Origin of the sequence: Methanoculleus frigidifontis (assembly GCF_030464345.1) — an archaeon.
Taxonomy (GTDB): Archaea; Halobacteriota; Methanomicrobia; order Methanomicrobiales; family Methanoculleaceae; genus Methanoculleus_A; species Methanoculleus_A frigidifontis.
Map to the genome: position 1 here is coordinate 582368 of NZ_VCYH01000001.1, position 13518 is coordinate 595885.

Consider the following 13518-nt stretch of genomic DNA (forward strand, 5'->3'; position numbering starts at 1 on the left):
CTGCCTTTGCGTTTGCCGGCCCGGGGTTATGGTATGCGCCGGTGCCGCCCGAGCGACTCGATGAGCCGCTGTGCCTCCTCCTCGGCGTCCCCGCTCTCCCGTCTGATAGCGACGATGAAGACCTCGCCTTCCTTCGCCCCCTCCGGCAAGAAGCGCACCGGCAGGGAGATCTCGACGGACTCGCCGCCCGCGGGCAGGAGCACCGCCCGGCCGTCCTCGATCCGATCCAGCGTCGCCGAAAACTTTCCTCTGGGCATCGCTTCGTCACCTCACGATCCCGTGTATCGGCGGGAGTGGTGATAGCAGGATCGGTGGGGGAACACCGGTATACGTGCCACTGCGATCTCTGGCCGCCCGGACAAAAGCCCACGGGGTCACCGAACCGGAAAAGAGGAATGAGATCCAATGCATCCTGCAAACCCAGACTGCATGTATTACCGTTTCTGAGAAAGAGTCATTTACTCTATCGCATAAAAATAATGAATATGAGCAGATACCTCTGCCTTCTCATCGCGGTGGTCATTGTGTCAGGTGTTGCCGTACCTGCAGCATGCGCCGCGGAACAGGACGTTTCGTACCGGGTGGACGCGTCCCGCACGGTATTGCAGGTGCAGAGCGACGGTGCCGTGCTTGGCCGGGTCACGTACGTCGAGGCCGGTGGAGCGGCGTATATTACCAGGGATATGCGTGTTATTCCTGCAACGGTCGGAGAAACACTCCTGGACGGGGATCTTGTCTCGGTGCAGCCCGGGAAATTTGCCAATCTCAAACTCGTTGACCGGCTCGATGAGACACTGCTGAGCGGCGGAACCGACGGGACGGTCGTCGTCATCGAGCACTACTCCGGCACTGCAGACGCGGAGGAATGCAGCACCGTGCTTGAGGATGCCCTCCCGGATTCCGTGAAGTCCTCCTGGTTCTCTATCGGCGATATCTTCGGGGATATCCTGACGACGATCCGGGAGCTCATCAGCGGTGAGAGTTTCAGCGTGCGCGAGGACACCGAAGGGGCAGGGTCTCGCGGATAGGCATCCGGCTCCGCCACCACTTGTATCGTGCTGCAGTCCCCGGGAAAGCACCACGGGATTCTACCCTCTTCGACCGGACGCTTCTCATGCCGTCACGGGAGTCTGTATCGTCGGGCATGGACCCGCTGCGCTCTCCGCAGGAGAGCATGACGATGAGGTCGCCGGGGTGAACGCATATCCCCTGGTCGCTCATCCGAAGATCTCTTCGAGATTGCGGCGGCAGATGCGGGCAGGAGGAAGGTTGAGCATGCCGCTCTGTTATGGCTGTGCGCATGACCGTCTCCGGACTGCTGCAGAACTCTGGCTGCCCAGACGATCGGAGAGAAAAAGGGAATTGAAAAACTTCTTCAGGCGATCCCAAACCAGACATCCCGGAGCCCGGCGTTGTACTGGGCGATGAAGAGGGCGTCGCCGACCTCGATGATCCCGTTTGCGTGGACGTCGGTCTTTTGGAACTGCTCGGTGCCGCTCGCCGGCTTCGCCACAAGGCCGACGACCTCTTTGAGCACCCGGAGGGTATCGGCCTGGTTGACCGCGTCGTCCCCGTTTGCATCCCCGAAGAGCACCGGCGTGACCCTGACGTACGCCGGGCGCGTGCAGGTCTCGCCGCCGCCGTTTATCGTGAGCGCGACAGTGTAGTTGCCGGCGGCCGCGTAGGTGTGAACCGGGTGCTGCTCGGTCGAGGTCGCGTCGTCGCCGAACGTCCACGACCAGGAAGTCGGATCGCCCTCAGAGAGGTCGGTGAACTGCACCGCAAGCGGTGCCACGCCGCAGGTCCGGTTCGCGGTAAAGTTGGCGCTGAGCGGCCTGGGAGTGACGGTGATGCAGTCCGCCCGTACCAGCGTGTCGCTGTCGCCGGAGGCGGTGACTGTCAGGTTCACCGTATAGCTCCCGGCGGCGGTGTAGGTGTGGACCGGGTGCTGCTCCGTCGAGGTCGCACCGTCGCCGAACGACCACGACCAGCCGGTCGGTCCACCCTCCGAGAGGTCGGTGAACCGCACCGTGAGTGGTGCCTGACCCCGTGCCGGGTCCGCAGTGAAGTCGGCCCGGAGCGGTTCGCCGAGCGGGGCGAAGACGGCCGTACCGGCGTCCCACGGGCGGAGGTGCGTCACCTGCACCCCTACCTCGTGGGTGGCATTATCAAGCCACCGGGTGCCGTTCCATGACGGATCCCCGTCCCCGGCATCCCAGCGGGTGCCGTTGTATTGCCAGACCAGAAGGCTCTCTTCGCCGACACCTTTGAGCTCGCCCGGCTTGTAGTGGAAGGTCAGGTTCAGTGAGACATCCTCCTGATTGGTGAAATTGCCGCTCCGGATAGAGAGCCACTGGCCGATATCAGCCCTTTCACAGGAGTAATCCGGTGTTTCCGGGGGCTGCGGGGGGGCATTGACCGCCCTGATAGTGACTCCTTCGGTGAGGGCGGAGAGGGAGAACGTCGTCATGTTCTTCCCGAGCACGTCCCTGGCCAGGGTGTTGCTCTCCAGAACGAGGTTGTCGGGGAACGCGTCCGGCCGCGTACCGATCCGGATATCAACCGGATTCTCCTGCGCTCTGCTCATGAGGAGGTTATCCCGGACGAGGTTCTGATCGCCGTATTCGATCTGAATCCCGGTGCCGGTATACCCGGTTACCGTATTGGTGCTGATCTGAGAGCCGCTCCCTTCGACCAGGATCCCGGTGCTCCCGCCCGCGATCATATTCTCCCACACGTAATTACTCTCTGCCCCTTCCAAGAAGGGATAGACGGTCTGCTCTTTGTAGATGGCGACGCCGTGTCCGGTGGTCGGGATAAGCGTATTGGAGAAGACCCAGGTGTCGTCGGACGCCCGAATGACAATCCCGTCGCAGAAATCCATAACGAAGTTGTCCGATATGATCGTTTCATGATAATCGTCGATCAGTATCCCGTATCCGGCCGTCTCGGCGATGAGACCTGCGCCCGTGATGACGTTGTCCGCGATCGCGTTGGCCTGCTCGATACCGTTCTCGGCGGGAGCGGCATTTTGCAGGCTGATACCGTAATATGTCATATCCGCGAGCGTATTATTCTCGATGACATTCTCGCCTTTCGTATTCCAGAGTTTCACCCCCTGGATGCCGCCGGTGATGGTGTTATTCTGGATAGTGACCTTCCCGGTGTCCGTCAGATAGAGAACCGCCTGTGCTTTCGGCTGATCGGTATCGACGATGATATTCCTCTCAAAAACAGATCCCTCCGCGTTATAGAACCAGACGACCGAGGCTCCCGTCTTAGCGCTGGTGATATTTCTGATAACGTTGTCGGAAACACGGACGCTCCCGGTGATCTCCATCGCCCTCTTGAACTCCTCGATGGTGTTGTTGGAGACGCCTCCTCCGAAGACGCCTCCTCCGACACCGTTCATGGTGATTGCAACACCGGCCGCCGATGCAGTGCCGTTCAATCTGGAAAACCGGTTCTCCGATACTGCGCAACAAAAACCTTCCAGCTCAAGCCCGTTGCCGATATCCGTGAAGCTATTGCCCCTGACGAAGATGAGATCCCCGTTCAGGCGCAGGATCCCTCTCTCGCCGGTGAACAGGCTGTCCGTAACGCACGTCTGGTTTCCGGTTATGGAGATATAGCAGTTCGATGCGCTGATGTTGTCCAGACAGGAAGCATTATCCGCCGGGGTCTGCACAAGCAGGTCTGCGTCCCGAAACACAGTGTTGTTCGCCTGGATCTCACCGTTGCCGCGGATCGCCGTCGCCATACCGGTATCGGCATCCACGCTGCCCGTCACTGCCGTACTCCCGATCTTGAGCGAATAGCCCCCGAGGTCAACGTCGTCGATCAGCACGACGGACCCGCCTGTCCAGGAATCGTCGGCTTCTAGTTCAGCGAGGTCTCCAAAGGCCCTGCCGGAAGTGATCTCCTGTGCGTAGTATCCGATTTCCTGGTACAGTACGTCGAGGGCAACAACCGTGTACTCAGCCGCAACATTGCGATCGGCGGCAGGGCAGGCGTAGGTATATTTGCACTCGCCGGATTCTCCGATCATCCCGATGTAGTCTCCGGATCGATATATGCGATACCAGCATCCGGTCAGCGGACTCCACCTGAAAACAATCCGATCGGCACCGACATAGCGGACGTCAAGAGGACCCAAGTACGGGGTGTCCGGTTCAATTGTGAGACCGGCGTCCCGGTCCTCGATAACCGGCCTCTCACCATCCGGATGGCCGTCCGTGCCGACAGGAGGATCATCTGCTGTACTGTTCTCATACTGCGTAAGAGAGCGGTTCTCCTCTTCTGCCAGAGCCCCCGGGACGATGCCGCAGGAGAAGAAAAGAAGGAAAACCACCATTGCAACGCGAATCTTCACGGTAAACACCACCCACAAACTGAAAGAGAGAAGCGAGGAAAGGCACTTCGTTCACTCTCCGGCGTCCGGCGCAGGCAGAGCAGGCAGCCTTCTTCCACGTATCACGACGTATGCCTCTCAATGCCCGCCTTTACTCCCGGTTGGCAGAAAGAACAAGTGCCGGGCACTTGCCTGCTCCGGGATAATTTACTAAACTATTCAGGGAGGTATATAGGTATCGACCTTCCCAGAGGCAGATGCACGGACTTTCCCGGAAAAGAGGATTTCCAGATCTTCTAACGGAATCGAGCAGAGAAAAGGCGGCAAAACTATCGTATACCCTTCGGGATGAAAACCTCCCGGAGAGCCCGGAGCCTGCCCCGTATCTGCCGCGGTCAAGGCGTCGAACTGCGAAGTTCTGGCGATGACGGTACGATTTTCAGCGTTTGCCGGCCGGCAAAGGAGACGGGCGCACTCGAGCGCAGCGATCCCTTCGGCAAGGTGAGATTTGTGATATTGTCGCCGTCGTGCAGCGCAGACACCTCTGCGCAAAAGAGAGGAGGGAATTCTCTTCAGGCGATCGCAAACCAGACATCCCGGAGCCCGGCATTGTACTGGGCGATGAAGAGGGCGTCCCCGACCTCGACGACGCCGTTTGCGTGGACATCGGTCTTTTGGAACTGCCCGGTGCCGCTCACCGGCTTCGCCACAAGGCCGACGACCTCTTTGAGCACCCGGAGGGTGTCAGCCTGGTTGACCGCATCGTCCCCGTTCGCGTCGCCGAAGAGCACCGGCGTGACCCTGACGTATGCCGGCCGTGTGCAGGTCTCGCCGCCGCCGTTTATCGTGAGCGTGACAGTGTAGTTGCCCGCAGCCGCGTAGGTGTGAACCGGGTGCTGCTCGGTCGACGTCGCGCCGTCGCCGAACGACCACGACCATGCCGTCGGGCTGCCGGTGGAGGCATCGCTGAACTGCACCGCAAGCGGCGTGGCGCCGCTTGTCCGGTTCGCGCTGAAATCGACGCTGAGCGGCTCGGCGAGCGGGCCGAAGACGCCGAACTCATCCGTCGTCGCGTAGACGAATTGGTTCGCTGTATCGACCCCGGTTGCTCCCTCTACCCGCGACCAGACATCCGCGTGCCGCCAGATACGGAGCGACGACGGACTGGCGCCGCCGAGGTCTGCAGCGGTGTAGTAGACCCTGACCGCAGCCTCCGCGGGGGTCGCATTGCCGATCGCAAGGAACCTGCCGATCGCCTGCAGCCCTTCGGGGGGCGTCGGCGGTGTCTCCACGCCGTCGATCCGGACCGATCCGGTCGCCGTGACGTTGCAGAGGACAGGATGGGCATCGCCGACTTCGAGGAACCCGACGGCAGCCCCGTCGCTCGACAGGAGCGCGACCGCGGCAGTGTCCGCGGTGCCGGCTACCCGGGTGACGGTGAGGTTCTCAAGGGTTATCCCACTGCTGGCGTTGACGACGACCCCGCACGCCGCCCCGCCGGTCGCGTTGATCCGGTCGATCGCGGTCTTCGTGATGGCGGCGCTGGCGGCACGGTCGACGAGCACCGCCGTGACGTTCCCGGTAGCGCTGAGATCAGCCATCGTCGAGCGGGCGATCCGGGTCTCTCCCGAATTCGGCTCGACGGCGACACCGACCACCCCGGATCCACCGCCGGCAAGGTCGCTCACCGTCAGGTCGGCGATGCCGGTCCCCTGGCTCCCGGACCCGACGACGGCGCCGGCGATCTTCGGGGCGGTGACCGATGCGATGACCGTATCGGTGATCGCGGCCGCCGTCGAACCTCCGGCAAGGCGGATCCCCGTCACCGCGTGGTTCTGCGAGGTGATCTCTGCGATCCGGCAGCCGACAAGGCTCGTCCGGTCGGAGTCGCGGATCAGAATGCCGGTCGTCTCGCTCCCGGCCGCCGCCCCGGTGACCCGGCAGCCGGTGAGGGTGGCGTCGTCCGCGCCGTCGAGGAGAATGCCGACCGGTGAGGCCGAGACGTTCTCGGTGGTGAGGGCCGCCCGGTGTGATCCGAGGATGGTGATCCCGGCTTCGGCCGCAGAGGAGACCGTGTTCTCCTGCAGGCGGCTCGCGTCGGTCCGGTCGAGCACGATCCCCTGATCTCCGCCGGTGAGGCTGTTACCGGCGACGGTGTTCCCCGAACCGCCGAGGATCCATATGCCCTTCTCATCGCAGCCGGCGAGGGTGTTTCCGGAGATCCGACTCTCTGTCGTGTTCTCGAGCCCAATCCCGAGACGGGGATCCGAGAGGATACAGTTCTGAACGGTATGCCCGGAGCCCTCGACGATCAGGACACCGCCCAGGGTGTTTTCGGTGACGGTTGTCCCGAGTATGCTGCAGTTCGCCGATTTGAGCGCGGTATAGGCGCTGAACGGCTGGATGACTACGCCCTCCCGGTTGCCCCGGACGGTGCAGTCCCGGATCGTAATACTCGTGCCGCCGTCGACGAGGACGCCCTCCGCCGACGTCGCGCCCTCGAAGACGAACCCGGCGATCACCGTACTCTCGCCGATCACCTCGACGACCGGTTTTGCCGGGTCCTGTGCCGTCACCCGTACGTCCGAAGGAAGATTTGAGGTCGCGAGCAGGTTGACGGACTTTCCGATCTGCAGGTTCTCCCGTCCGGCATACCCGGAGTCGACGACGATGGTGTGGCCGCTTCCGAGGTCCCCGTCGGCGAGCGCCTCGGTGATCGTCTCGTAGTCGCGCGCGAGGTCGAGGTTGTGCACCGGCATGTTCCCGAGCGGGGCGAAGACGACCGGATCTGTCATGGTATACGGCGGCAGACCGGTCACCTGCACGCCGACCTCGCAGGCAGTGGTGTCGAGCCACCGGGTGCCGTTCCATGCGGCGTCGCCGCCCCCGGCATCCCAGCGGCTGGTGTTATGCCGCCACACCGAGAGGCTTTCGGCGCCTACTCCGATGAGGTCCTCCGGTGCGTAGTGGAAGGTGAGGTTGAACCGGAAGTCCTCGCTCCGGACAGCGTTGTAGGTGTTGATATCGAGCCACTGGCCTATCGGAGCCCGGTTGACGGAATAATCGGGGTACTTCGGGGGCGCCGGGGGGGCGAGGACCGGCTTGATCACGAGACCGTTGCTGCTCTCCGTGATGGAGAAGGTCGTCCGGTTCGTCATATTGCCGACGGTGTTGCGCTCGATCATAAATGCGTCCGCTGCGTAGGTGTTCACCCGGATGGCGGGGAGAGCAGTCTCCCCGGCGTTCAGAATGGTGTTGTTTTCTAGAAGCGTGCCGGCGGGGTTTTCGAGATACACCCCCTGGCTGGTGTAGTTGCAGAAGGAATTCTCGATCACCCGATCGCCCGCCCCCTTCAGGGAGAGGGCCTGCGATCCCCGCTCGACGGTGTTCTCCGCGATCAGAGTGTCCTTCGTCAGCTGATACGTCTCGATGCCGGAAGCGAAGTCGCTGATGGCGTTGCCCGATATCCGGACACCATCGACCCGGTCGATCGAGATGCCGCTGCTCCACTGCTCGTTTTTGCCGGCGATGGTGTTGTTGCAGATCTGCAGGTCGGACGGCCCCTCGCCGGTGATCGCATCGCCGCCGTCCACCTGGTAGAGATAGACCCCGCTCGTCATGTTCGTGAGGACGTTCTCCTCGATGACCGTGCCGTTCCCGACCTTCGCGCAGTAAAACCCGAGTTTGCCGGAGTCGATCGTGTTGCTCCGGAAGGTGCTCTCTCCCACCCCGGCGACGTAGACCACCCCACGCGCCCAGGACGGCTGGGTGGTGTTGATGATGGTGTTCTCGGCGAAGAGCGAGGCATCGGCCGCGAAGTTGACGACGTGGTGATACATCGTCGTGCCGGCGATCGTGTCAAGGACGTTTCCGGTCACGGTGTGGTTGGCACCGATGACATCCAACCCCGAGAAGTACCGCTCCACCGTGTTGTTCCGGAGGATGCCGTCCGCACCGTCGATCCGGATACCATACTGCAGCCCGTAGTCTTTGACGCCGGTGTACTCCGCTACCGCATTTCCGCCGATGACCGCGTCGTCTCCATAGACCGCTATCGCAGCTTCCGCGCCGGAGAGCCCGTATGCACCGCTGATCGCGGTGATGCTGTTGTTGCAGACGGCACATCCGTCTCCGTGCAGCCGGATCGCAGCGTTGACGTTCGTGAGGGTGTTGTTCTCGATGTAGCCGTTGCTCCCGGCGAGGTAGATACCGTACGTTCCCGTGGTATCTATCGTGTTGTCACAGATCTCGAAGAAGCGGGGGGTGGCCGGCACGGTGGATTCACGATCCGCATAGATCCCGTGGTGCGTCGTGTTCCGGATCGCATTGCCCCGGATTGTGAGGAGCGGGGTATCGACGTGCATCCGTACTCCGACGCCTGTAACCCCGTCTATCCGGTTATCCTCGAGGGTGATATTCTCGACCGGGTTCCCCCTCACCGTGCCGATCCTGATGCCGTCGCCCCAGGTCGACCACGCCGTGACGTTCGTGATGGTGTTGTTCCGGATGATGCTCCCTGACCCGTCGCTGAGCCAGATGCCGTAGCGCTCGTCGTACAGGGTGTGCCAGATGTTCTCGAGCACATTATCCTCGATAACGGCATTCTCTCCTTTCACGGAGATCCCGGCGTATCCCTCCCCACCGCAGCCGCTGATAGAGGTGCCGTTCCCGGTCACCGCGATCATGCCGGTGCAGGACCTGATCTGGGTTCTCTCCCCGGTCACGTCGAGCGAGGAGGTCGAGGCGATATTCTCAAGCAGGAGGTCGCTGTCCTCTACGACGATCGGGCTGTCCGTTTCGACGGTGCCGTAGGTGCTCAGCGCTTTATTGTCTGAGCCTCCCCGCGAGATATCCACGAGTACGCCCGAAAGAGCGGCATCATCCAGGATGAGCGATCCTGAACCGGTGATCCCGGTGCCGTTCTCGGCCACGAGGGTGGCGTCCCGTATCTGAAGCCGGGAGCCAGCCTGATCGCTCAGCCGGGTATCCTTAAAGAGCGTCAGCGTGCCGCCGTCTGCGTCCCAGACATCGAAGATGCCGGCCGGCAGATCCCCGCCGACCATCCGGCCGAAGTCAACCGTCACCGGACCGCCGAACGGACACTCCAGTGTTTGTGCAGTCTTGTTGTAGCAGAAGACCTCATAGGTGTGCTGGCTGCCGGGCACTTTATAATCAACAAGACTGGTGCCGGCATCCTTCCAGACCCTCCCGGCCCCGTCACGATAGACGGAGTATCCCCCGTCGTGCGGGGTGCCCTTCAGCGGACTGCTGTCCGGCCAGGCAAGGCGGACGGTTTCGGTGCCGAGATAGGTGACCCAGCTGTGCGGCGGGCCGTGAGTCGGCGTTGGGGTGGGTGTGACCGTCGGGGTGACGTTCGGCGTCGCGGTGGGGGTTGTCGTCGGCGTGGCGGTCGGTGTCGGTTCGGCCGGTGCAGTGACGGTGACGATGTCCGTCTGCGAGGTCGTGTTCCCCCCGTAGGCGTTCGTGATCGTCAGGTTCACGGTGAAGGTTCCGTTCGTCGTGTAGGTGAAGACCGGGTGCCGCTCGACCGAGGTGTTCCCGTCCCCAAACGACCAGAGGCACGTATAGTTCACCCCGGTGGAGGTGTCGTTGAACGCGACCGTCAGCGGCGCGGTGCCGCTCGTCCGGTTTGCAGTGAGGCTGGCGTTCAGGTATACCACCGAGAGTGCCTCCGTAGCGTTGATCCGCCCGCCGGTCACGGTCTTGTTCGCAAGAGCGGGGAGCGGGTCGACGGTTCCGAGGATGATCCCACAGACCTGCGACGTCGTGAGGGAGGCATTATAGGCCTTCAGGAGGCCCGCAAGCCCGGCGACGTGCGGAGTGGCCATCGAGGTGCCACTCTTGTACCCATAATCAGGAAGGACCTGCGTCACCTCGGTGACCGAGACGTCGTCGATGAAGACGTAGTCTGGCGCCGTGGTGTTGCCCCGCTCAAGGATGAATACAAACTTCAGGTCTTTCGGGACCTTTGCAAAGCCTTTTTTCTTGTACGTCGAGAGTATGGAGGCTGCGGAGATGGTGTTCTCTCTCCAGGCACCGTTCGAACTCCCTCTGAGTCCTCCGATGGGGTAATACGTACCGGCCACCGTCGGGGACGAGGCGTAGATGCCGAGGGTGTTGTTCGCGGCGGTGAGAGAGTAGTTGCACCAGAACGAAACCTCCGGGAGGCAGTAGTCGCCGAGCGTCACGTTATTCTTCATTTTCAGCCAGAACTCTCCGGCCGATGTCGCATTCCCGAAGGGGTTGTCGGATGCCGACGCGGGCGATGACCGGTAGACGGTCGTATTCAGCCCCCATGCGCCTGATACCGACCAGTTGTTCAGGGTGGCCATCGCATCGGAGAAGCGCTCCTGCCGGTCGAAGTAGATGCTGGTACTGTAGATTCCAGTGCCGGGCGCGGCGAGGTCGACCGTGGTTGCGCCGTAGTTTGAGAAGGTGGAGAGGGCATTTCTGTTGTCGGTCGAGGCGACCGCGATGATATGCGAGCTGTTGAAGGACGCGGGATAATTCGGGGAACTGTCGGTGTTTGCAGCGTCGTTTCCGGCCGAGCAGGTGATGACGCCGTCGAACGAGTCGATCGCCTGCTTCAGCGACGCCGAGTAACTCGCTGTCCCCCACGAGTTGCTGATGATATCGGCGCCGTTATTCTTTGCGTAGGCGATCGCGCTGATCGCGCCCGAGATGGTGCCGGTACCGTCCGGGCCGCTGAACCGCAGCGGCATGATCGTTGCCGTCCATATCACGCCGGCGACGCCCAGGTCGTTGTTCCCGATCGCGGCGATCGTCCCCGCACAGTGCGTGCCGTGCCCGTTCAGATCGTCCGGGTCGTTGTCGTTGTCATAGAAGTCCCAACCGTAGAGGTCGTCGACGTAGCCGTTGCCGTCGGTATCGGTGCCGTCCGCCGTCTCACCCGGGTTCCGCCAGAGGTTGTCGACGAGATCCAGGTGCCGCTGGTACACCCCGGAGTCGATGACCGCGACGACGACGTCGCGTGAGCCCGTGGTGATATCCCAGGCGCCCGGTGCGGCGATATCGGCGCCGGCGGTGCCGGTCTGGCCGCCGACGGTCTGTCCGGTGTTCCGAAGGCCCCAGAGGTAGGAGAAGTACAGGTCGTTTGGTATCCTGTCCGGGTAGCAGTAGTAGTTCGGCTCGGCGTAGAGGACGGCCGGGTCCTGCCGGTAGGCCTCGACCGCATCGGATACGGAGAGGTCATCGGGAAGGCCGACCACCTGCAGGCCGGCAAGGCCGTCCTCCGAGAAGTCGTGCCGGAGCGACGTCCGATGGCGGGTATGGATCCAATCATCGGCCGTTGCCATCAGAGAGATATCCTCCGCCACTCCGGGCTGGAACTGGACGATGATGCTGTCCGGGGCATAGAGGGGGCGGCCTGCCGCATCCGTCGGGAGAAGGGCGCTCTCCCAGGCGGCTTTTGTGCAGGAGGGGACGGCGGCCGACGTGTCTCCAGGCTGCGGGAGCTGCTCCGGTTCCGCGTACGGGTCTTCCGGAGAGCCAGGGAGATCCGGTGCGGCAGAGGAGTTGTCCCCGGCCGCCATGGTCGGAGACGGTTCGGCAACTGTTTCGTTCTCCCCCGGCAGCATCGCAGCGGCGCCGCTGCAGAGGAGAAGGAGAAGAGCAAGAGCAAGATAGACAGACTTCATCGGAATCACCCGTGAATCGGATACGCCCTGATACGAGAGCCGCATGCTGCTCCGGGCGCATGTGGCGGCGCAAAAAATCGCGGAAGACCGGATCGCCATCACCGTGCGCCGGCCGGGATCCAGGTCTCCGAAAGGGCGCACTATCAGGGATACCGGGGTACGATACAGGATATTTTTCAGGAAAGCATATATAGATGCGTATGCGGCAGCCGTCTCCGGGAGCGGGAGGGAGAGCAGCGGCCGCAGAACCGAAAGACAGCCATTTATCCCGGCGGGTTGCAGAGAATACTATGCCATACCGCTCTCTCCCGGGAGTCTGTATCGTCGTGCTCGTCCTCGCGATCGCTGCTGCCGGCTGCACCGCCGCACCTGCAGAGCCGGACGCTTTCAACCGGACGCTGGATGCGCTCACCCTCGAGGAGAAGATCGGGCAGATGCTGATGGTCGGGTTTCGCGGCTCCACCGTCGACGCCGACTCACAGATCGCCCGCGACATCGCTGCCGGGCGGATCGGCGGGGTGATCCTCTTCGACCGCGATGTGGCGCTCGGCAGCAACGAGCGGAATATCAAAGATCCAGGCCAGGTCCGTGCCCTGACCGCCGAACTCCAGGGCTATGCCGCGACGATCCCGCTCTTCATCGCTGTCGACCAGGAGGGCGGGAAGGTCTGCCGGCTGAAGGAGGCGTACGGCTACCCCCCGACCGTCGCCGCCGCGGTGCTCGGCGGGCAGAACAACGAGACCGCCACCCGGGCGGCGGGCCGGAGCCTTGCAGCGATGGTCCGGGAGAGCGGCTGCAACCTCAACTTCGCTCCCGTCGTCGACCTGAATGTCACGGCCGATTCGCCCGCCATCGGCAAACTCGGCAGGAGCTTTTCGGCTGACCCGGACGTTGTCGCCGCGAACGCCGGCTGGATCATCGATGAGCACCACGCGGAGGGCGTGATGACGGCGATCAAGCACTTCCCGGGCCACGGCAGCGCCCTGGCCGACACCCACGCCGGCTTCACCGACGTCACCGCGACCTGGACCGAGGAGGAGCTGCTGCCCTACCGGACGCTCATCGACCGGAACCTCCCCGACATGGTCATGACCGCCCACGTCTACAACGCAAACCTCGACCCCGACTACCCGGCCACGCTCTCCCACGCGACGGTCACCGGCATCCTCCGCGAACGGCTCGGATATGACGGTGTGGTCGTCACGGACGCAATGGACATGGGCGCCATCCACGACAATTACGATCTTGAAGAGTCGCTGCGCCTCTCGATCAACGCCGGGTGCGACATCTTCCTGTTTGCGAACAACCTCGTCTACGACGAAGCGGTCGCCGAAAAAGCGGTCGGGATCGTGAAAAGCCTTGTCGCAGAGGGGAAGATCTCCGAGGAGCGGATCGACGAGTCATGCACCCGGATCCTCCGGCTGAAGATGCGGCACCTGGACGGGAACTGGACTGCGGCCTGATCCCGCAGTGATGCGGCAGCCGGAC

The 13518-nt window shown here is 62.8% G+C and carries 6 protein-coding genes; 3 read left to right on the forward strand and 3 right to left on the reverse strand.

The genetic code is table 11. The features are described 5' to 3' along the window. Window positions 1-26 precede the first annotated feature (26 nt). Window positions 27-257, reverse strand: coding sequence for a DUF3006 domain-containing protein (locus tag FGU65_RS02830; protein ID WP_301662881.1), 231 nt, complete (start codon window positions 255-257; stop codon window positions 27-29). A gap of 228 nt (window positions 258-485) precedes the next feature. Between FGU65_RS02830 and FGU65_RS02835 the strand changes: the two genes are divergently transcribed. Next, window positions 486-1028, forward strand: coding sequence for a hypothetical protein (locus FGU65_RS02835; RefSeq protein ID WP_301662882.1), 543 nt, complete (start codon window positions 486-488; stop codon window positions 1026-1028). A gap of 347 nt (window positions 1029-1375) precedes the next feature. On the opposite strand, the gene FGU65_RS02840 is transcribed toward FGU65_RS02835, so the two are convergent. Then, entirely contained in the window at window positions 1376-4048 is a 2673-nt protein-coding gene (locus FGU65_RS02840) for a PKD domain-containing protein (protein WP_301662883.1), read from the reverse strand. 271 nt (window positions 4049-4319) lie between these two features. On the opposite strand from FGU65_RS02840, the gene FGU65_RS02845 reads away from it, so the two are divergent. After that, a complete protein-coding gene (locus FGU65_RS02845) occupies window positions 4320-4565 on the forward strand; it encodes a hypothetical protein (RefSeq protein WP_301662884.1) in 246 nt (81 codons plus the stop codon). 358 nt (window positions 4566-4923) lie between these two features. On the opposite strand, the gene FGU65_RS02850 is transcribed toward FGU65_RS02845, so the two are convergent. Further along, entirely contained in the window at window positions 4924-12030 is a 7107-nt protein-coding gene (locus tag FGU65_RS02850; protein WP_301662885.1) for a right-handed parallel beta-helix repeat-containing protein, read from the reverse strand. A 290-nt stretch (window positions 12031-12320) separates the two neighbouring features. Here FGU65_RS02850 and FGU65_RS02855 point away from each other — a divergent pair, with 290 nt between their 5' ends. Next, entirely contained in the window at window positions 12321-13493 is a 1173-nt protein-coding gene (locus FGU65_RS02855) for a glycoside hydrolase family 3 protein (RefSeq protein WP_301662886.1), read from the forward strand. Window positions 13494-13518 lie beyond the last annotated feature (25 nt).